This window comes from Microtetraspora sp. NBRC 13810 (assembly GCF_030268685.1).
In the GTDB taxonomy this organism is placed as follows: domain Bacteria; phylum Actinomycetota; class Actinomycetes; order Streptosporangiales; family Streptosporangiaceae; genus BSRQ01.
In genome coordinates, this window is record NZ_BSRQ01000004.1 from 81,072 (window position 1) to 101,240 (window position 20,169).

Annotated in this window: 22 protein-coding genes; 13 read left to right on the forward strand and 9 right to left on the reverse strand. The window is 70.7% G+C overall.

Annotation, left to right across the window (positions count from 1 at the left end; genetic code table 11):
* Positions 1–23: 23 nt before the first annotated feature.
* Together QSK26_RS09990 and QSK26_RS09995 are read right to left on the reverse strand one after the other, a co-directional pair.
* The gene (locus QSK26_RS09990) at positions 24–1,268 is read right to left on the reverse strand and encodes a cytochrome P450 family protein (protein WP_285774756.1); all 1,245 of its coding nucleotides are present in this window, start codon (positions 1,266–1,268) and stop codon (positions 24–26) included.
* Positions 1,269–1,429: 161 nt separating this feature from the next.
* The gene (locus QSK26_RS09995; RefSeq protein WP_285774757.1) at positions 1,430–2,392 is read right to left on the reverse strand and encodes an aldo/keto reductase; all 963 of its coding nucleotides are present in this window, start codon (positions 2,390–2,392) and stop codon (positions 1,430–1,432) included.
* Positions 2,393–2,442: 50 nt separating this feature from the next.
* Here QSK26_RS09995 and QSK26_RS10000 point away from each other — a divergent pair, with 50 nt between their 5' ends.
* The 6 genes from QSK26_RS10000 to QSK26_RS10025 all read left to right on the forward strand — a co-directional run bounded on the left by QSK26_RS10000 (position 2,443) and on the right by QSK26_RS10025 (position 6,214).
* The gene (locus tag QSK26_RS10000) at positions 2,443–2,835 is read left to right on the forward strand and encodes a PPOX class F420-dependent oxidoreductase (RefSeq protein ID WP_285774758.1); all 393 of its coding nucleotides are present in this window, start codon (positions 2,443–2,445) and stop codon (positions 2,833–2,835) included.
* A 179-nt stretch (positions 2,836–3,014) separates the two neighbouring features.
* A complete protein-coding gene (locus QSK26_RS10005) occupies positions 3,015–3,191 on the forward strand; it encodes a hypothetical protein (protein WP_285774759.1) in 177 nt (58 codons plus the stop codon).
* A 130-nt stretch (positions 3,192–3,321) separates the two neighbouring features.
* Positions 3,322–3,951 carry a hypothetical protein gene (locus tag QSK26_RS10010; RefSeq protein ID WP_285774760.1) on the forward strand — a complete coding sequence of 210 codons (630 nt, stop codon included), beginning with the start codon at positions 3,322–3,324 and terminating at the stop codon, positions 3,949–3,951.
* A gap of 236 nt (positions 3,952–4,187) precedes the next feature.
* Positions 4,188–4,553 carry a hypothetical protein gene (locus QSK26_RS10015; RefSeq protein WP_285774761.1) on the forward strand — a complete coding sequence of 122 codons (366 nt, stop codon included), beginning with the start codon at positions 4,188–4,190 and terminating at the stop codon, positions 4,551–4,553.
* Positions 4,554–4,613: 60 nt separating this feature from the next.
* Entirely contained in the window at positions 4,614–4,982 is a 369-nt protein-coding gene (locus tag QSK26_RS10020) for a peptidase inhibitor family I36 protein (protein WP_285774762.1), read from the forward strand.
* Between the two features lie 173 nt (positions 4,983–5,155).
* The gene (locus QSK26_RS10025) at positions 5,156–6,214 is read left to right on the forward strand and encodes a tyrosine-type recombinase/integrase (RefSeq protein WP_285774763.1); all 1,059 of its coding nucleotides are present in this window, start codon (positions 5,156–5,158) and stop codon (positions 6,212–6,214) included.
* A gap of 35 nt (positions 6,215–6,249) precedes the next feature.
* Here QSK26_RS10025 and QSK26_RS10030 read toward each other — a convergent pair whose 3' ends face one another.
* The 3 genes from QSK26_RS10030 to QSK26_RS10040 are packed head-to-tail and all read right to left on the reverse strand — an operon-like array spanning position 6,250 to position 7,879.
* The gene (locus QSK26_RS10030) at positions 6,250–6,894 is read right to left on the reverse strand and encodes a response regulator (RefSeq protein WP_285774764.1); all 645 of its coding nucleotides are present in this window, start codon (positions 6,892–6,894) and stop codon (positions 6,250–6,252) included.
* Between the two features lie 46 nt (positions 6,895–6,940).
* The gene (locus QSK26_RS10035) at positions 6,941–7,525 is read right to left on the reverse strand and encodes a sensor histidine kinase (protein ID WP_285774765.1); all 585 of its coding nucleotides are present in this window, start codon (positions 7,523–7,525) and stop codon (positions 6,941–6,943) included.
* Between the two features lie 54 nt (positions 7,526–7,579).
* A complete protein-coding gene (locus tag QSK26_RS10040) occupies positions 7,580–7,879 on the reverse strand; it encodes a helix-turn-helix domain-containing protein (protein WP_285775088.1) in 300 nt (99 codons plus the stop codon).
* 144 nt (positions 7,880–8,023) lie between these two features.
* Between QSK26_RS10040 and QSK26_RS10045 the strand changes: the two genes are divergently transcribed.
* Positions 8,024–8,806: a MerR family transcriptional regulator gene (locus tag QSK26_RS10045; protein WP_285774766.1), complete on the forward strand. Its 783-nt coding sequence runs from the start codon at positions 8,024–8,026 to the stop codon at positions 8,804–8,806.
* Between the two features lie 49 nt (positions 8,807–8,855).
* Entirely contained in the window at positions 8,856–9,194 is a 339-nt protein-coding gene (locus QSK26_RS10050; RefSeq protein ID WP_285774767.1) for a DUF3817 domain-containing protein, read from the forward strand.
* A gap of 23 nt (positions 9,195–9,217) precedes the next feature.
* Here the strand turns inward: QSK26_RS10050 and QSK26_RS10055 are convergent, their stop codons facing one another.
* A complete protein-coding gene (locus QSK26_RS10055) occupies positions 9,218–10,228 on the reverse strand; it encodes a DUF4037 domain-containing protein (protein WP_285774768.1) in 1,011 nt (336 codons plus the stop codon).
* A 187-nt stretch (positions 10,229–10,415) separates the two neighbouring features.
* Between QSK26_RS10055 and QSK26_RS10060 the strand changes: the two genes are divergently transcribed.
* Positions 10,416–10,919 (forward strand): GbsR/MarR family transcriptional regulator, encoded by a 504-nt coding sequence (locus QSK26_RS10060; protein ID WP_285774769.1) that lies wholly within the window; start codon positions 10,416–10,418, stop codon positions 10,917–10,919.
* Between the two features lie 14 nt (positions 10,920–10,933).
* On the opposite strand, the gene QSK26_RS10065 is transcribed toward QSK26_RS10060, so the two are convergent.
* Genes QSK26_RS10065 through QSK26_RS10075 form a run of 3 tightly spaced genes read right to left on the reverse strand, consistent with a single transcriptional unit; the run spans position 10,934 to position 16,373 of the window.
* Positions 10,934–11,665, reverse strand: coding sequence for a GNAT family N-acetyltransferase (locus QSK26_RS10065; protein WP_285774770.1), 732 nt, complete (start codon positions 11,663–11,665; stop codon positions 10,934–10,936).
* Positions 11,662–13,092 (reverse strand): adenylosuccinate lyase, encoded by a 1,431-nt coding sequence (gene purB / locus QSK26_RS10070; protein ID WP_285774771.1) that lies wholly within the window; start codon positions 13,090–13,092, stop codon positions 11,662–11,664. Before purB ends, QSK26_RS10065 begins: the two co-directional genes overlap by 4 nt.
* 56 nt (positions 13,093–13,148) lie before the next feature.
* On the reverse strand, positions 13,149–16,373 hold the full coding sequence (locus QSK26_RS10075; RefSeq protein ID WP_285774772.1) for an efflux RND transporter permease subunit: 3,225 nt from the start codon (positions 16,371–16,373) through the stop codon (positions 13,149–13,151).
* Positions 16,374–16,501: 128 nt separating this feature from the next.
* On the opposite strand from QSK26_RS10075, the gene QSK26_RS10080 reads away from it, so the two are divergent.
* The 4 genes from QSK26_RS10080 (at position 16,502) to QSK26_RS10095 (ending at position 20,092) form a co-directional block, all read left to right on the forward strand.
* On the forward strand, positions 16,502–16,972 hold the full coding sequence (locus QSK26_RS10080; protein ID WP_285774773.1) for a MarR family winged helix-turn-helix transcriptional regulator: 471 nt from the start codon (positions 16,502–16,504) through the stop codon (positions 16,970–16,972).
* A gap of 18 nt (positions 16,973–16,990) precedes the next feature.
* A complete protein-coding gene (locus QSK26_RS10085; protein ID WP_285774774.1) occupies positions 16,991–17,764 on the forward strand; it encodes an SDR family NAD(P)-dependent oxidoreductase in 774 nt (257 codons plus the stop codon).
* 61 nt (positions 17,765–17,825) lie between these two features.
* Positions 17,826–19,073, forward strand: coding sequence for an MFS transporter (locus QSK26_RS10090; RefSeq protein WP_285774775.1), 1,248 nt, complete (start codon positions 17,826–17,828; stop codon positions 19,071–19,073).
* 194 nt (positions 19,074–19,267) lie between these two features.
* A complete protein-coding gene (locus tag QSK26_RS10095) occupies positions 19,268–20,092 on the forward strand; it encodes an MBL fold metallo-hydrolase (RefSeq protein ID WP_285774776.1) in 825 nt (274 codons plus the stop codon).
* Positions 20,093–20,169 lie beyond the last annotated feature (77 nt).

Sequence of the window (20,169 nt, forward strand, 5' to 3'; positions counted from 1 at the left end):
GCCACCCCGCTCCGGCCCGCCCCCTACGCCGGCCGCAGCACCACCGGCAGCGTCCGGTGCCCGTTGGCGATGAACGAATCCATCGGCGCCAGATCACCCGCAGGCACGGCCAGCGCCATGTCGGGGAACCGCTCGAACACCGCCGGCAGCGCCACCCCCGCCTCAAGCCGGGCCAGCGGAGCACCCAGGCAGTAATGCACACCATGACCGAACGCGAGATGGTCGTTACGGGTGGGACGGGCCAGATCGAACCGGTCCGCGTCCGGCCCGTGCTGCTCCGGATCACGCCCCGCGGCGGCATACCCGGCCAGAATCGGCTCCCCGGCACGGATCACCACATCGCCGACCGTGATGTCCTCCGTCGGATACCGCAACGGCAGATTCGCCACCGGCGCCTGCCAGCGCAACGTCTCACCGATCACGTCATCCCACGAAGCGGCCCCCGACCGCACCCGGTCCAGCTCACCCGGATGGGACAGCAACGCCACGATCGCGTTGTCGATCAGGTTGACCGTCGTCTCGTGCCCCGCCGCGATCATCAGGAACAGCGTGTCGATCAGCTCGGTCTCCTCAAGCCGCGACCCCGCCCCCTCACCGTCACGCGCGGCGATCAGATCACTGGTCAGGTCATCACCGGGCGACTCCCGCTTGGCCGCGACCAGCCCGCTCAGCGTCGCATGCGCGAACCCCATCAGCTCCATGGCGTCCTTCGGATCCGCCGACGTGGCGAACACCCCGTCCACGATCCGCCGCAGATCCTCCCGCGCACTGTCGGGCAGACCGAACAACCGGCCGATCACCCGGGTGGGCAGCGGATAGGCGAACCGCTCCCGCAGATCCACGACCTCACCGGCCGGCACATCCTCCAACTCACCCAGCAGCCCCTGCGCGATCGCCTCCACCCCGGGCCGCATGGCCTGCGTACGACGCAACGTGAACGCCTTGGAGATCAGCGAACGCAGCCGCCGATGATCCGAACCGTAGGCGGTGAACATGTTCGTCACCGCCACCCACGAGTACAACACCCAGTCCTGCCGGATCTCCCCGGCCATGAAAGCCGGCCAGTGCTGCCGCGGATCCTTGGACACCCGCGGGTCGGCCAGCACCTGCCTGAGCAACTCGTGCCTGCCGATCGCCCACGCGGACACCCCGCCGGGAAGCTCCACCCGGACCGCGGCCCCGGCGTCGCGGACCCGCGCCGCCTCGCCGTGGATGTCGCGGCCCGTCCCGTCCAACGTGATGACCGGACCTGAGTGCTCGGATTCCATGGATCAACTCCCGGTGCGTCGCAAGGAGGCTTCACAGCATGCCGGAAAGGGACGAACTCCCCATACCCATGCCGCGTGGATCATGATCCAGGATGTCACGCCCACCCACCGAACCGGCCCATTTCACCGAATCTTCACGCCACCGCCAGACCCCACCACCCTCACGGCAGATCCGCCCCCCGCGCCGCCACCCACAACCCGTACCACTCCTCATGCGTCAGCTCCGGATCACGCACCACGGCATCCCGGCACGCACGAATCCGCCCCGGCCTCGCACTCCCGACCACCGGCACGACCCCGGCCGGATGACGACGCAACCACCACAACACGATCGTCTCCGGCGTGGTGCCCTTCTCCTCCGCCAGCGCCGCCACCAGCCGCGCGGTGGCCTGCTCGGCCGCCGTCTCCTGACGCCCGGTGAAACGCCCCCGCGCCAGCGACCCCCACGCCTGCAACTGGACACCGTTCGCCACACAGTGCTCGATCGTACCCAGCGGGAAACCGTTCGCCGCGGCCTCGGCCGTGTTCACCACAACCCCCGCCTCCAGCCAGTCCCGCCGCCCCAGGCTCATCTCCAACTGGTCGGCCACCAACGGGAACCCCAGACGCGACTGCAGCGCCGCGATCTGCGCGGCACCCATGTTCGACACCCCGAAACTCCGCACCAGCCCCTGATCACGCAACGACGTCAGCGCCCGGGCCACCTCATCCGGATCGGCCAGCGGATCGGGACGATGCAACAGCAGAACGTCGATCACATCGGTACGCAACCGGGCGAGACTCTCCTCCACCCGCCGCACGATGCTCGCCCCCCGCAGGTCATACATCCCGCGCCGCTCCCCGTCGGGAACCCGGATGCCGCACTTCGTCTGCACCAGTATCCGCGCACGCAACCCCGGCGCACGCGCCAGCACCTCACCGAACACCGCCTCGGCCTTCCCGAACCGGTAGATGTCAGCATGGTCGAACCCGGTGATCCCGCTGTCCAGCGCGGCCCGCACCGCCGCCTCGGCCGCGTCGATGTCCGCCGCCCCGTACGGCTCCGCGTCCCAGCCCCCGCCCAGGCCCATGCAGCCGTACAACACCCGGTGGTTTCGAAGATCTGTCGTCGTCACGACGCACACCCTCCCACGCCTGCGGAATCACCCGGCCACAGGGCGGCGTTAAGCAGGTCGTGACGGAAAAGATCTCACAAGAACTCGTGGACCTGCTCGAACGGCCGCTCTACGGCAGCCTCGGCACGGTCAGGACCGACGACACCGTGCAGGTGAACCCGATGTGGTTCGAGTACGACGGTGACAAGATCCGGTTCACCCACACCACCAAACGCGCCAAATACCGCAACCTGCGCCGCAACCCGGCGATGAGCCTCCTCGTCATCGACCCGGAGAACCCGCTGCGCTACCTCGAGGTGCGAGGCACGCTGGAGGAGATCGTGCCCGACCTCGAAGGCGCCTTCTACGTGCGCCTGGGCCGCAGATACGGCAACCCCGACCAGCAGCCCCCGCCCGACAGCCCCGACCGCGTGATCCTCGTCATGACCGTCACCAAGAGCACCGGCCAATGACCACGGCCTGAACACCCCGGGGGGCCGGCCCGCCGTACGCCACCGGCGGGGGAGCGGCCCCCCGAAACCTTCTTGACCGCCTCAGGCGCCGGCGCCGCGGGGGAGGAGCGCCTCGGCGAGCATCGCCGGTACGGCACCGCCGACCGGCCCCTCTCGATCCCGCTCCCGCACGCCCACGTGTGACGACGCGCATCCGGCACCCGAGGGGGAGAGGGCTGCCCGCCGAGGCCCGGCCGACCCGCCACGCCACCATGAAGGACGCCACCTTGAAGGACGCCCTCACCGAAGCGGCGGCCAGCCCCGGGCTCGCCCCGCTCGTCCGCGCCCTGGCGACACGGGAAACCCCACCGGCCTGAACCACACGACCCCGGGGGACACCGTCAAAACCACACTACTTGACATAATGTACATTATCGAGCAATCAGGAATCCGCGGCGAACGCCGCGGATCACCTGGCGAAACAGGGCGCGACGGTAAGATCGGGACGTGTCCTCAGCGCTGCTCGTCATCGTCGTCCTGCTCGTCGTGGCCGCCGCGATCACCGCCGTGGCCGTGCGCGGCGGGCGCGGAGTCGAGCCGCCCGCCGGTCCGCCGCCGGGCGGCCTCGAAGATCACCTGCGGTGGCTGTGCGCGCACGGCAGGAAGATCGAGGCGATCAAGGTGCTGCGGCAGCGGACGCCCGGCCTCGGCCTCAGGCAGGCCAAGGACGCCGTGGAGGCGCTGGAGGCCGGGAGCACGCTGGAGGCGGCGCTCACCCGTACCGGACACCGCCCGCCGCCCGTCCAGGCCGTCCCCGCCGACCTGCGCGAACAGCTCCTGCGCCTGTGCGCGCAGAACCGCAGGATCGAAGCGATCAAGGTGGCGCGGGCCCGGATCCCGGGCCTGGGCCTCAAACAGGCGAAAGACCTCGTCGAAGCCCTGCACGCCGGAGCCGTCCTGTCACCGGCCACCCCGGACGCGATCACTCCGGCACCTGACCTCGCCGGCCGCGCCCGCACCCTGAAAGCCGAGGGCCACACCGAACAGGCGATCTTCCTCGTCCGCGGCGAGACCGGCATGAGCCACGCCGAAGCCGTCGCCTTCGTCGACTCCCTTCAGCCCTCCGACACCCCCTGAACCGGGACAGAATATCCCATACCAGACAGAAGGTGAATTCTGTTTGGTATGACTCAGACCTTTCCATGACCGATCTTCGGCCGTGTTTCCACAGGTCCATCTCGCGAGATGCGCGCGCTGCCCTTTCATCGTGATTTCGACGCGATTTCAGCTACGGATGTGAGTCTCGGCCTTGGGCTGCGATACGGAATCAGCGCCAGAAGCCTGACCGTCATTCGGCGAACCGAAGGAGCACCATGAGAAATGTGATGTCCCGAGCCGTCCGGAGTTCCGTCGCCCTGGCATCCGTGCTGCTGGCGACGACTGCGGTGCAGGGAACAGCGTCGGCGTCGGCGCAAGACACCTACAGGGCCGTACACGGGTCCGACACCGCCGTCGTCTGGATCGCCTCCGAAACGGTCTATGTGAACGACGGCGAGAACGATGGCCTGGATGTCGTCGGGCAGGTCAGGTGGTGGGATTCTCAGAAGGCCCAGACGCGCACATACAGCCTGTGGGATCGCAGTGCGGACGGTGACCATGCCATAGGCAACGCCCCGGGCCCCGTATCCGGAATCCGGGTGTGCGAGGAAGACGGTTCCTGCTCCCCCTGGCAAAGCTGATCAGCACCGTCGATCCACGTGCGGGGTGCCGTGGTGAATCAATCGATTGGAGCATGACACGTGAAGCGTAGGACTCCCCTGGCCGTCGGCGCTCTGTTGCTGAGCGCCACGACCCTGTTCAACTCGAACGTGACCGCTCAGGCCGCCTCGACCGCCGCCTACTGTGCTCAGTTCTGCTTGTACCAGCACGACGAACACAACTTCTACGGCGGGGAGTGGGTCATGTTCCGGGTGAACGGAACCTGTCAAACCATTGACGGCCCGATGAACAACAGTGCGAGCTCGATGATTAATTCGACTGGCCGGACCGTAAGGCTGTACGACAGCAGTAACTGCACGGGCGCGGTGGGCTACACGGCCAATCCCGACAGCGAGGACGAGGACTTCAGCAACAACAATTTCGATAACAAGGCGAGTTCGCTCAGGTAGTCGTCGCATCCCTTCCCTGCCGTGCCCGCCCCGGCGAGTCTCCGCCCGCCGGGGGCGAGGCCGTCGCCACTCCCCCGGCGGTTCCGAGCCGGTGCCGAAACGGTGCAGCGGGCCCGGGATTGTCGGTGGGCGGCGGTAGGTTCGGGTGATCGAGAAAGGACCCCTTCAAGATCATGCGGCCTGCGGAGCTGAAACGTCTCACCGTGGCGGAGGCGTCCGATCGGTATGTCGAGCTTGTCCGGGCCAAAACGGTGACCGGGGCCCTCTCCCCCGCGACCGCCGAGGTCTACGCGCGCGACGTGGCGACGTTCGTGCGGCTGGCGGGGGCCGGCCGGGTGCTGGACGACCTCGACGGCGCCGACCTGGACGCGGTGCTGCTGGCCTTCGCCCGCAAACCCGACGAGCGCCGCCGCGCCGACGGCGAGAAGCCGGGGCGGGGGGCGCGGCAGAGCGCCTCCTCCCAGGCGCGGTTCCGCCGGTCGGTGTCGGCGCTGTTCAAGCACGCGACGCTGGCCGGGTGGGTGCAGGTGAACCCGATGACGGCGGCGACGGTGACGGCCAGGGAGCGCGGCGGGTTGCGGGCCGAGCGCAGGGCGCTGACCAGGGAGCAGGCGCAGGGCCTGATCGGGGCGGCGCGGCGGCTCGGCGGCGGGGTGGCGCAGGTGGAGGCGGAGGACGGTTCGCGGCGGCGTGACCAGCAGACCGGGTTGCGGGACGCGCTGATCGTGCTGCTGCTGTCGACGATGGGCCCGCGGGTGTCGGAGCTGGTGCGGGCGAACGTGGAGGATTTCTACACCAACGACGGGGTGCGTTACTGGCGGATCTTCGGCAAGGGCGGCAAGACGCGGGACGTGCCGGTGCCGCGGGACGTGGCGCGGGTGCTGGAGGTGTATCTCGCCGAGGGGCGGGCGGTGCCGGCGGGCGGTGAGCAGGAGAAGGCGTTGCTGTTGTCGTGGCGGGGGCGGCGACTGGCGCGGGGTGACGTGCAGGCGGTGATCGACCGGGTGCAGCGGCGGGTCGACCCGGAGCAGCGGCGGGCGGTGACGCCGCACGGGTTGCGGCATACGACGGCGACGCATCTGCTGGCCGACGCGGTGGACATGGACGCGGTGCGGCGGGTGCTGGGGCACAGCGATCTGGCGACGCTGGGGCGTTACCGTGACGAGTTGCCCGGTGAGCTGGAGGTGGCGATGCGTTCCCATCCGCTGCTGCGGGAGCGGCCCGGCGGGTGACGGGCACGCGCCGCCGGTGCCCGAGCCGCTCCCCCTCAGGGGCCGACGATGCGGTTCTCCCAGGCCCAGGCCACGATTCCGACCCGGTTGCGTACACCGAGCTTGGCCTGGATGCCTGACACGTGGCCTTTGACGGTGCTCAGTGAGATGAACAGTTCGCCGGCGATCTCCTGGTTGGTGTGTCCCCTGGCGAGCGCCTGGACGACTTCGAGCTCCCGGGCGGTCAGGGGTTGGGCGGGCGGGCGGGGGTCGGCCAGGGCGCCGCCGGCGGACAGGTGGCGCAGCAACCGCAGGGTGATCGACGGGGAGATGAGCGCGTCCCCCGCGTGCGCGGCCCGTACGGCTTCGACCAGCAGGGCGGGGCCGGCGTCCTTCAGCACGAACCCGGCCGCGCCGCAGCGCAGTGCGCCGTGGACGTAGTCGTCGAGGTCGAAGGTGGTGACCATGACCACCCGGGGCGGGGCGGTGGCCAGGGCGCGGGCGACTTCGATGCCGTTGAGGCGGGGCATCTGGATGTCCACGAGGCATACGTCGGGGTGGGTGGCGCGGGCCGCTTCGATGGCCTCGACGCCGTCGGACGCCTCGGCGACCACGGTGATGTCGGGCTGGTTCTCCAGGATGATCCGCAGGCTGGCCCGGATCATGGCCTGGTCGTCGGCCAGGAGTACCCGGATGGTCATCCGCGCTCCCCCGGGGGCGGTGTTTCGGCGGTGGCGGGTGGCGGGGTCATCGGTGTTCGCCGCCGGAGGCGGTGGGGGTGCGTGGGGCTGTGCGGCCGGTGGTGGGGATGGTGGCGCGGACGGACCAGCCGGTGGCGGGGTGCGGGCCGGCGGTCAGGGTGCCGCCGAGGGCTTCGAGGCGTTCGCGCATGCCGATGAGGCCGTATCCGGGGCGGTGGTGGCGGCGGGCGGGTGGCTGCGGGGCGTCGTTCCGGATTTCGACGGTGACGGCGTGGTCGTCCTGGGTGATGTCGACGGTGACGACGCGGGCGCCCGGCGCGTGGCGGGAGATGTTGGTCAGGGATTCGCGTACGACGCGGTACACGGTGCTGCTCACCTCGGGTGGCCAGCGGGCCGGTTCGGCGGCGAGGCGCAGGTGGGCCGGCGGGCCGTGGGTCTGGAAGCGTTCGAGCAGTTCGCTGAGCCGGCCGGGGTGTTCGCGGCCGGGCGGTGGCCCTGGAGGGGCGGGGGTGGTGTCGCGTAGGAGGCCGACGACGCGGCGGGTGGCGGCCAGGGCTTCGGAGCCGGCGGTCGTGAGGCCGGCGGCGAGCCCGGCGTCGGCCGCGGTTCTGAGCCGGTCGGGTGCACGCACGGCGTCCAGGTTAGGAGCGGGTTCCTTGCGGGGGCACCGGCCGAAAGTACGGTTTCAGGCGCGGGTGAGGAGGCGGTCGCCCGGTGGGGTGGGGGGATGCGGGGGTGCCGGGTCGGGGGTGCAGACGGCGGCGAGGGTGTCGAGGGAGATGCCCAGGGCGGTGGCGAGGGCGGCGACGGTGAAGAACGCGGGGGTGGGGATGCGGCCGGTTTCGATCTTGCGGAGGGTTTCGGGGGAAAGGCCGGCGGCGACGGCGATCTGGGTCATGCTGCGCTCGCCTCGGGCTTGGCGGAGCAGGGTGCCCAGGAGTTCTCCGCGTTCGCGTTCGGACTGGGTCAGCGGGGTGCGCACCATGCCGGCGATCCTATCAACCATGATAAGAATACCGGTATAAGTATTGGGGAGGCCGCAACCGCGGGTGCGCCACTCCCCCGCCTATTCACTTGAGCCTTACGTAACGTGAGAGTCCAGGCTTGGTCGCGGAAGGGAGGGATTCCCGTGGGTATCGCGGTGGGAGAGGTGTCGCGGCTGGCCGGGGTCACCGTGCGGACGTTGCACCACTACGACGACATCGGGCTGGTGCGGCCGAGCGAGCGGACCCGTTCCGGTTACCGGTCCTACACCGAGCCGGATGTCGAGCGGTTGCAGCAGGTGCTGTTCTACCGGGAGCTCGGGTTTCCCCTGGAGGAGATCGCGGCCATCCTCGCCGATCCGGGCGCCGATCGCATGACGCACCTGCGCAGGCAGCGTGAGCTGCTGCGGGAGCGGATCGGGCGGCTGGAGGCGATGGCGGCGGCGGTCGAGCGAGCGATGGAGGCGTACACGATGGACATCAGGCTGACCGCGCAGGAGCGGCTGGAGGTGTTCGGCGACTTCCGGCCTGAGGAGCACGAGCGGGAGGCGCGGGAGCGCTGGGGTGACACGGAGGCCTACCGGCAGTCGAGCGAGCGGATGGCGCGGATGACGAAGGCCGACTGGGTGCGGTTCAGGGCGGAGGCGGAGGCGACGACCGAGGCGTTCGCGCTGGCCTACACCGGCGGGCTGGCGGCCGATTCGGCGCGGGCGATGGAGTTGGCGGAGGAGCACCGGGCGCACCTCGTCCGGTGGTGCTATGACTGCTCGTACGAGCTGCACCGGGGCCTGGGCGACATGTACGCGGACGATCCGCGGTTCGCGGCCAACTTCGAGCCGCTGGCCGAGGGCCTGTCCCGGTACATCAGGGACGCGATCCACGCCAACGCCGATCGGGCCGGAGGCGGGACCGGCGGGGGCGCCCTTTAGGGTTGCTGTCGTCTTCTCCCGTTCGACACATCTGAAGAGAGGCTCGTCCGTGCCGCTGCCCAAGACGCTCCAGTTGTTCAGGTTCGCCGCGATCGCCGAGGCGTTTTCGTGGGCCGGGTTGCTGGTCGGCATGTTCTTCAAGTACGTGGTGGTGGGCAACGAGATCGGGGTGCAGATCTTCGGTCCGATCCACGGCGGGCTGTTCGTGGTGTACGTGGTGGCGGTGTTCGCGGCGGCGCGGGCGGCGGGCTGGGGGGCGGGGGTGGTCGTGCTGGGGCTGGCGTGCGCGGTGCCGCCGTTCACGTCGGTGTGGTTCGAGCGGCGGATGATCGCCCGGCATCTGGCGGCGGTTCCGGCCGGGCGGCAGGACGCGGCGCCGGTCGCCTGAAGGGTTTCACAGCCTGAGGGGTTTCACAGTCCGAGTACGGCTCGCGCCGCGGTGCGGGCGCGGGCTGGGTCGGTGAGCACGGCGGTGTTGTCGCAGAACTGGTCGATGGATCCGGCCGGTGGCAGCGCCGCCGTGGCCGGGTCGGTGATGCCGGCGCGCAGGGCGGTGGCGTAGCGGTGGCCGCCGAGGACCTGGAAGGGCCGGTCGTGGTAGGGGCGCACCGCCGGGTCCAGGGGCGCGGTGAGGTTGAGCCGGTTGTGCAGGGCGGCGGTGCGTTCGTAGGCGAGGCTCAGGTGGTGTTCGCGTTCGCGCCAGCCGGTGGCGGCGGTGGCGCGGGACAGCGCTTCGCCGGTTTCGGCGGTGCCGGTGAGCCGGGTGTAGGCGGTGCCCAGCCATTTGGCGTAGGGCGGGTAGCGGCGGCGCATGAGCAGGGTGAGGCGTTGCAGGTCGGCGGCCAGTCGTGCGGTGAGGACGGCTGAGCCGAGGTCGTCGCCGGCTTCGCCGCACCGGCCGGGGAACGCCTCGGATTCGGCGATGCGGTCCCACTGGCAGGCGAGGATGTAGCGCCACAGGTCGGCGGGGTACCAGCGGAGGGTGGCGCGGGCCGGTTCGAGCAGGTTCAGGCCGTCGTGGAAGACCTCTCCCCCGGTGACCTCGGCCAGGCGTTGCCAGGGGGTGGCGAGCCAGTCGAGTGTGGTGAGGGGTTGTGCGGGGTCGAAGCCGAGGCGGTCGCGGAACCACGTGGCGGTGTCGGTGACGTGGACGCCGTGGCGTGGGGGGCTGCGGTCGGAGCCGAAGACGGTGGGGTAGCCGGCGAAGGTGTCGGGCAGGTGCGCGGTGACGGTGTCGGACACGGCCGCGGTGTGTCCTCGGGGGACGAAGAGCAGGACGCGGGGGCCCCAGTCGTGGTCGGTGGAGCGCTCGGTGTCGCAGTCGAGGACTTCTGAGCCCGGGCCGATGAGGGCGGCGCTGTGCGGTACGCCGGCCAGGAGGGGGCGTACGACGTCGGTGTAGAAGGCACGGGAAAGTTGCATGCCTGGCATGAAAACGGACATCATTGCATCCACTCTGCCTGCGCCCGCGGCCAACCGCACCCGGTTTTCCTGCTTCTCCGGAAATGTACGGTTTTGCCTGGTCAGAGGTGGTGCTCAGCAGCGCGAACATGATGTGCTGTTGTACTATGCGGCCCGACGGTGAAGATCCAGGCGGAAAGGCTTCGTTGTGGCGACCCAGGCGAGCCCGGTGAGCGACGGCCGCAACGAACCGGCGGTCAGCCTGTTCGTCGAGCGCATGGCGATGACGCTCGCCGAAGGCGGCCTGCCACGCATGGCCGCCCGCGTCCTCATGGTCATGATGACCGCCGAGCAGGAAACCCTCACAGCCGCCGACATCGGCACCCGGCTGGGCGTCAGCCCCGCCGCCGTCTCCGGCGCGGTCCGCTACCTCCAGCAGTTCGGCCTCATCAGCCGCGAACCCGCCGCCGGCGACCGCCGCGACCACTTCCGCCTGCTGGACACCACCTGGTACGAAGACAGCCTGGTCACCGAAGGCATCTACCACCGGCTGGCCGAGGTGTCAGCAGCCGGCATCACCGCCCTCGGCGGCCGCGACACCATCAGCGGCCACCGCCTCGAAGAAATGCGAGACTTCTTCCAGTTCGTCTCCGACCAGATGGGCGACCTGCTCGACGCCTGGCGACGCCACAAACACGAACGCACCCCCTGACCCACCACCGGCCCTCACACCGGACGGACCACCGCCACCGCCCGACGACCGAACCCCAACCGCACATACACCCCGATCGCCGCGACATTGTCGTCATCGACCATCAACGCCGCCCGCCCATGCCCGGCCACCAACTCCCGGGTGACGAACCTGCACACCCGCTCAGCCAGCCCCCGCCCCCGCCACGCGGCCGCCGTCGCCACCCCCGCCAGGAACCCGACCCCGGACGTACTCCACGCGTCGGCGGCCACCGCGGCCAGCTCACCGTCCAGACGCACCCCCGCCCACCGCCGCACCCCCACCCCGCCCGGCACCGCATACGAAGCCGGATGATGCGCCGCCAGCAACGCCGCCACCTCACCACCCGCCCGCTCCTCCAGCCACGCCGGCACACCCGGCCCCGGACCGGCCGGACGCGGCGCGGCGGCGGCCGACATCCAGGAGAACGCCGTCACCCGCCCCCCGCAAAGCTCCGACAACCCGGCCACCAGACCGGCGTCGCCGTACACGCCGAACGACGGCCCGCACTCGGCCAGACCGTGCTTGACCAACCGCTCGGCGTCGGCGACAGGACCGGACACCACCAGCCGGTCACGCAGGTACAACCCCGGGCAGGCCACCGCCACCGCCTCCCCCAGCCACCACGCCCGCGCCCGCCCCCGCAGATCCTGCGCCCCCCACATCAGCAGGTCATCACCACCACACGCGGCGGCCAACTCCACCGCGGAGGCGAACTCCCCGATCACAGGATGGCGCCCGGAACGTAGCCCGCGGCCCGCGGATGACGGGCGACGACCTCCTCCACCCGCGCCACCACCCCCGCCACCTGCTCGGCCGCCGCACCGGTGAAGGAGATCCGGTCACCGAGCAGCGCGTCCAACTCGGCCCGGCCCAGCGGGAAACGGTCGTCGGCGGCCAGCCGGTCCAGCAGCGCGTTCCCCGAACCGGAAGAGCGCATCGCCAGCGCCGACGCCACCGCATGCTCCTTGATCACCTCATGCGCGGTCTCCCGGCCCACCCCGGCCCGCACCGCCGCCATCAGCATCTTGGTCGTCCCCAGGAACGGCAGATACCGGTCCAGCTCCGCACCGATCACCGCCGGGAACGCGCCGAACTCCGCCAGCACCGTCAGCATCGTCTCCGCCAGCCCGTCGAAGGCGAAGAACGCGTCCGGCAACGCGACCCTGCGCACCACCGAACACGACACATCACCCTCGTTCCACTGGTCCCCCGCCAGCTCCCCCGCCATCGACGCGTAACCGCGCAGGATCACCATCAGCCCGTTGACCCGCTCACACGAACGCGTGTTCATCTTGTGCGGCATCGCCGAAGACCCCACCTGCCCCTCGGCGAACCCCTCGGTGACCAGCTCGTGCCCGGCCATCAACCGGATCGTCTTGGCCAGACTGGACGGCGCCGAACCCAGCTGCACCAGCGCGGACACCACCTCATAGTCCAGCGACCGCGGATACACCTGCCCGACACTCGTGAAACGCCGCGCGAACCCCAGATGGGCGGCCACCCGGTCCTCCAGCTCGGCCAGCCGCGCCCGGTCCCCGCCCAGCAGATCCAGCATGTCCTGACCGGTGCCCACCGGACCCTTGATCCCGCGCAGCGGATAACGGGCAACCAGCTCTTCCACCCGGTCGAAGGCGACGAGCAACTCCTCCGCCGCCGACGCGAAACGCTTGCCCAGCGTCGTCGCCTGCGCGGCCACATTGTGCGAACGGCCGGCCATCACCGTGCCGGCGTGCCGCGCCGCCAGCTCACCGAGCCTGGCCAGCAACGCCACACACCGATCACGGGCCACCAGCAGACTGTCCCGGATCTGCAACTGCTCGACGTTCTCCGTCAGATCACGCGACGTCATACCCTTGTGCACCTGCTCATGCCCGGCGAGATCGTTGAACTCCTCGATCCGGGCCTTCACGTCATGCCGGGTCACCCGCTCCCGCGCCGCGATGGACTCCAGATCCACCTGGTCGACGACCTTCTCGTAGTCGTCGACCGCCTGCCCGGGCACCGCGATCCCCAGATCGGCCTGAGCCCTCAGCACCGCCAGCCACAGGCGCCGCTCGGCGACCACCTTGTACTGCGGGGACCACAGGCGCACCAGCTCCGGCGAGGCGTAGCGGGCGGCCAGGACGTTCGGGATACGCGGCTTGTCTGTCACGTTCCCGCAGTGTATCCCCCGTGCCGCCGCAGACCCGGCACGGGGGATCATCATTTTCACTTGGCGGGTGAGAGCTCCTGCTCCTCGTACACCTTCACCGCCGGGCCACGCCCGGACCTCGGAGTACGGCGCAGCCGCTCCTTCGTACGCTCCACCATCGTGTACAGCGTCGGCACCAGCACCAGGGTGAGCAGCGTGGAGGAGATCAGGCCGCCGATCACCACGATCGCCAGCGGCTGGGAGATGAACCCGCCCGACCCGGTCAACCCGAGCGACATCGGCGTCAGCGCGCAGATCGTCGCCACCGCCGTCATCAGAATCGGCCGCAGCCGCCTGCGACCGCCTTCGATGACCGCCTCCACCACATCCATCCCCTGATCGCGATACTGGTTGATCAGGTCGATCAGCACGATGGCGTTCGTCACCACGATACCGATCAGCATCAACAGGCCGATCATCGCCGGCACGCCCAGCGGCGTACCCGTCGCCAGCAGCAACCCGATCGCACCGGTCGCCGCGAACGGCACCGACACCAGCAGGATCAACGGCTGCACGAAACTCCGGAACGTCGCCACCATGATCATGAAGACGATCGCGATCGCCGCCACCATCGCCACACCCAGATCGGCGAACGCGTCCTGCTGATCGGCGCTCACCCCACCCAGCGAGTACGACGCCCCGGCCGGCAACTTCAGCCCGTCCAGCTTCTCCGTCAGCGCCGCGCTCACCGCACCCAGATCGCTGGCGGTAGCCGTACCGGAGACGGTGGCACTGCGTTCACCGTCGATGCGCGTCACCTGCGTCGGCCCGGCCACCTCCTCGACCTCCGCCACCTGCGACAGCTTCACCGGACCCGCCGCCGTCGGCAGCTCCAGATCCCGCACCGCCTCCACGTCCTCCGGCGCGTCGTCACCACGCAGCACCAGGTCACTCGACCGCCCGTCCAAGGTCACCTGACCCAGCGGAGCGCCACGGAACGCCTGGGCGACCGCCTGGCCGATACCCGCCTCGGTCAGGCCACGCTCGGCCGCCTCCTCCCGGTCCACGTCGACCTCGATGCGCGGCGCGCTGGACTCCAGGTTGGAGGACACGTCCCGCAACCCGTCCATGCCGGTCATCGCCGTGCGCACGGTGTCACTCGCGGCGGCGAGCGTGTCGGCGTCCGACGCCTGGACGATCACCTGGATCTGGTTGGAACCCAGGCCGCCACCCTGCTGCCCGCCCACGGTGACCTCACCCGCGTCCCGCAGACCGTCCAGCTCCCCGCGCAGCCGCGCCTCCACCGCCGAGGCGTCCACGTCGGAGTCCATCGTGACCGAGAACGACGCGCTGTCCGCGCCGCCGCCCCCACCGCCGCCGAACAGGCCGCCGCCACCGGAACCGATGGTCGCCTGGTACGACGCCACCCCCTCGGTGCCGGCCAGCACCTCCTCGACCTTCTTCGCCGCCGCGTCGGTGGTGGCCAGGTCGGTGCCCACCGGCATCTTCTGGCTGATGGACAGCGTGTCCTGCCCCGAGGAGTCGATGAAGTTCGTCTCCAGCCGCCCCGCCAGGCCCATCGTCGCGACGAACACGATCACGCCCACGAGCACCGTCACCAGGCGGCGGCGGGTGGCGAACCGCAGCACCGGCAGGTAGGCACGCTGCAACGGAGAACGCAACTCCTTCGCCTCGGCCTCCTCCCTGGTCCGCCTGGCCTCCTCCGGCGTCAGCACCGGAGCCTTCAGGAACCAGTACGCCAGCACCGGCACCACCGTCAGCGACACCACCAGCGAGGCCAGCAACGCCACCGTCACCGTGATCGCGAACGGCGCGAACAACTCGCCCACCATGCCGCCCACCACCGCGATCGGCAGGAACACCGCGACCGTCGTCAACGTCGAGGCGGTGACCGCGCCACTCACCTCACGCACCGCCGACAAGATCGCCTTGCGTTTCGGCTCGCCGTACCCCAGATGCCGCTTGACGTTCTCCAGGACCACGATCGAGTCGTCCACCACACGGCCGATGGAAATGGTCAGCGCGCCCAGGGTGAGCAGGTTGAGCGAGTAGTCACCCAGCCACAGCGCGATCAGCGCGATCACCACCGACAACGGGATCGACATCGCCGTCACCACGGTGGAACGCACCGACAACAGGAAGATCAGAATGACGATCACGGCGAACGCGAGCCCCAGCAGGCCCTCGGTGGTCAGATCCTCGATCGACCGCTCGACGTACGGCGCCTGATCGAAGATCACCGTGACCTGGGCGCCGCCGCCCAGCGCGCTCTCCAGCGAGGGGATGTCATCACGCACCGCGTGCGAGATCGCCACCGCGTTGCCGTCCGGCGTCATCGTGATGGACACACCCAGACTCGGCTTGCCGTTCGTCCGGGTCAGCGAAGTGGCCTCGGCCAGACCACGCTCGACCTCGGCGACGTCACCCAGCTTCACCGGCTTGGGCGCCTGCGGGCGCGGCGGCGCCTGGCCGAGCCCGGCGCGGGCCGCACCCGGCTGCCCGGGCGGCGCGGCCTGGGCGGGTGCCGCCGGCGGCGCGGCGGGCGGGGTGAGGTAGAGGTTCTCCAGGTCTTTCAGCGTGTTCAGCCGGGCGCCGACCTGCACGGTCAGCGACTTGCCCTCCTCGGTGAGGCTGCCGGCCGGGACGGGGGTGCCGTTGGCGCGCAGCGCGTCGCCGATGGCCGCCGCGGACAGGCCGTGGGAGGCCAGTTCCTTCTGGTCGGGGGTGATGGTGATGGTCTCCGAGCGGGTACCGGTCACCTCGGCCGTGCGCACGCCCTCGATGCTCTGCAGCTCGGGGACGGTGACGCGTTCCAGCTTCTCGGCCATCGCCTGCTCGTCGCCGCCGTCGCCGACGGCCAGGACCAGGACGGGCAGGTCGTCGGTGTTGCCCGCGATCACCTGGGGGTCCACCCCGTCGGGCAACTGGGCGCCGATCCGCGACACCGCCTGCTGCATCTTGCCGACGGCTTCGTCGATGTCGGTGCCGTATTCGAACGCCACCTGGATCTGGGCCATGCCCTCACGGGAGGTGGAGGTCGTCTCGGTGACCCCGGCGAGTCCCTGGAAGCTGTTCTCGATCGGCTCGGTGACCTGCTCCTCGACGATCTCAGGGGAGGCGCCGGCGTAGGGGGCGACCACGAACGCCCCTGGGAAGGAGAGCGAGGGCAGCAGCTGCTGTTTCAGCGAGGGGATCGCGAAGAGGCCGAAGCCGCTGAGCACGATCGCGATCATTATGACGAGGCTGCGGTTGGCTAGGCTCAACCTTGCCAGAGCGGTCACGGGGTGGGCTCCTCATCAAGGAACATTCAATACGTAAAATTCCGCCCCAGACTAACACTTCGCACGTTACGAATATTTAGCCGCGTTGTGCAATCCTGATAACCTTCTCAGGAAAGCAAGAGGTGAACGTGAGCGACGAACGCGACGAGCTGATCCACCGCATCGGCGACATGCAGCGCGACCTCGGCCGGGCCTTCGCCCGCGACCGCTCCCTCCCGCTGCTCGCCTCCAACCTGACCATGCGGCAGCTCAAGGTCGTGGTCATCCTCTCCTCACTCGGCTCCGCCTCCGGCCAGGACCTCGCCCACAACCTCGGCGTCGGCCTGGCCACCGTCACCGGCATCGTCGACCGCCTCGTCGGCCACGGCCTGGTCACCCGCAGGGAAGACCCGCACGACCGCCGCATCCGCCGCGTCGAACTCACCCCCGAAGGCGTCGAGCTCACCCGCGAGATGGCCGACGCCGGCCTCACCGGCTGGCGCCGCCTCCTGGAACACCTCGACCTCGACACCCTGCGCCAGCTCGAACACGTCACCCGGAGAATCTGCGAAGTCGCCGGTGAACTCCATGCCGAGGAAGCCATCCAGCCCAAAAGGTAGGATGATAGGTTCACCGACATGTCCGGTTACCTCCACGACCTCTTCTCCCTCCACGGCCGTACCGCCCTCGTCACCGGAGGCAGCTCCGGCATCGGATACGCCATCGCCGAAGCCCTCGGCCGCGCCGGCGCCAACATCGTCCTCGCCGCCCGCCGCCCCCGCCCCCTCGACGACGCCGTCCACGCACTCGAAGAACACGGCGTCCACGCCGCCGCCATCCCCACCGACCTCGCCGACCGCACCGCCGTCGACCACCTCTGCCACAAGGCCACCGGCTTCTTCGGCGACATCGACATCCTCGTCAACGACGCCGCCAACAACATCCGCCGCCCCATGGCCGAACTCACCGACGACGACTACACCCAGACCATCGCCGTCAACCTCACCGCCCCCTACCTCCTCGGCCAGCACTTCGGCCCCCGCATGGCCGCCCGCGGCCACGGCCGCATCATCAACATCGGCTCACAACAGTCCATCCGCGCCTTCGGCGACAGCGGCGCGTACGGCGTCGCCAAAGCCGGGCTCACCGGCCTCACCCGATCCCAGGCGGAAGCCTGGGCCCGGCACGGCGTCACCAGCAACACCGTCATCCCCGGCTTCGTCCTCACCCCCCTCACCGAGACCGCCCAAGCCGTCCCCGGCCGCACCGAAGCCCTCGCCGCCCGCCACATGATCGGCCGCAACGGCCTGCCCGCCGACTACGCCGGCATCGCCGTCTTCCTCGCCGGCCCCGGCGCCGCCTTCCTCACCGGCCAGACCATCTGCGTCGACGGCGGCTTCTCCGCCCACTGACCACCCGTCCACCCACCAACTCACCACCAGCGAACGGGGGACCGTGCCCGCGACCAGCCCCATGCGAGCCCGTCACGCCGTCTCCTTCTACTTCACCCTCCTCGGACTCCTCTCCGGCCTGTGGGCGGCCCGCATCCCCGCCATCAAGAACACCCTCGACCTCACCGACGGCGAACTCGGCTACGCCCTCCTCGCCCTGGCCGCCGGCCTCGTCACCGGCATGCGCTTCGCCGGACGCGTCACCGACCGCCACGGCAGCGCCCGCGTCACGGTCCCCGCCGCCGCCGGCGTCAGCCTCGCCCTCATCCCCGCGGGCTACGCCCCCACCCTCCCCACCCTCATCGCCGCCCTCTACCTCTACGGCATCGCCAACGCCTGCCTCGACGTCGCCATGAACACCCACGGCGTCGAAGTCGAACGCGCCCACCACCGCCCCCTCATGTCCTCCTTCCACGCCATGTACAGCATCGGCGGCCTCGCCGGCGGCGCCCTCGGCGGCCTCACCGCCTGGCTCGGCCTCACCCCCGGCACCGCATTCGCCGCCACCTGCCTGCCCCTGGCCGCACTCGCCTTCCCCGCCGGTCGCCACCTCCTCCCCACCCGCCGCCACCCCCACCACCCCACGCACCCCCACCACCCCGCGCATCCCCACCACCACGCGCGTCCCGACCACCACGACGGCCACCACGACGGCCACGACCGGCGACCCCGCGGCCACCGCCGTTGGAACGGCGCCATCCTCCTCATCGGCACCGTCGCCTTCGCCGGACTCGTCGGCGAAGGAGCCGCCTACGACTGGACCGCCGTCCACCTCCACGACGATCTCGGCGCCTCACCCGCCCTCGCCGCCACCGGCTTCGCCCTCTTCTCCGCCGCCATGACCGCCGGCCGCCTCGCCGGCGACACCCTCGCCACCCGCCTCGGCGCCGTCCGCCTCGTCCGCTGGTCCGGGCTCATCGCCGCCACGGGCCTGGGCACCGGCCTGCTCTCCGGCCACATCGCCGTCACCATGGCCGGCATCACCCTGTTCGGCCTCGGCCTGTCCACGATCGTCCCCCAGGTCTTCTCCGCCGCGGGCAACCGCGACCCCGCCCGCGCCGGCACCTCCATCGCCCAGGTCGCCGCCCTCGGCTACACCGGCCTCGTCCTCGGCCCCGTCATCATCGGCGCCACCGCCGAACTCACCGGACTCACCGCCGCGCTCGCCATCCCCGCCGCCCTCGCCCTCTACATGGCCGCCGCCGCCACCGCCCTGCGCCCACCCACCCCCCTGCCCTCCACCGGACCACCGCCTCCGGCCACCCCCTGACCCCCGACGCCGCGCCATACCGGCGGCGGCCGATCAGCGGGGCGAGCGACCCGGACCCTTTGCCGCGGCACCGGCCACGGCAGGCGCCCGGGATCGTCCACGCCACCGGCCGCCCGCCCAGGAGAAGTGGATTGCTTCCCGGTCCCCGGGGCAGCGGCCACAGGGAACGGTCCGTCGGCCCCAGGGAGGTCGCGATGTTCCACCCGGCCGAGTCGGGGGTGCTCTTCATCGGCAACGCCACGACGCTGATCCGCTACGGCGGCTTCACCCTGCTGACCGATCCCAACTTTCTGCACCGCGGCCAGCGGGCCTACCTCGGGTACGGCCTCAGCTCCCGGCGGCTGACCGATCCCGCCATCGGCGTCGACGGGCTGCCGCCGCTGGACGCGATGGTGCTGTCGCATCTCCACGGCGACCACTGGGACCGCGTGGCCCGGCGGGGCCTGGACAGAGGGGTACCGGTTCTGACCACCCCCCAGGCCGCGCGCCGGCTGCGCCACCAGGGTTTCGCGCACGCGGACGGGCTGAACACCTGGGAGGACCGGCTGCTGCGGAAGGAGGACCGCGTGCTGCGGATCACCTCCCTGCCCGGCCGGCACGCCCCCGGGCCGGCCCGAGCCCTGCTGCCGCCGGTGATGGGCGGCATGCTCGAGTTCGGCGCCGCCGACGGCGCCACCGACCTGCGGCTGTACATCAGCGGCGACACGCTGATGGACCCGGTCCTGGCCGAGATACCGCGCCGCTTCCCCGACATCGACCTCGGCATCGTGCATCTCGGCGGCACCAAACTCCTTGGCCTGCTGCTGGTGACCATGGACGGCAGCCAGGGGGCCCGCTGGCTGGCCGGCATGGGACCGCGGCACGTGCTGCCGGTGCACCACGACGACTACACGGTGTTCACCTCGCCGTTGGCGGACTTCCTGCGCGAGGCCGAGCGCGCCGGCCTGGCCGACCGGGTCCATCCCCTCGCCCGCGGTGAGACCTACTCCCTGCCGGGCCCAGCCCTGCGGCGACGCTAGCCACCGCGCCGGCCGTGGCCCGCGGCGGAGACGCAGGCCGGTGTCCAGGTGTGGGTGTTGCTTGTGGTCAGGGTGTG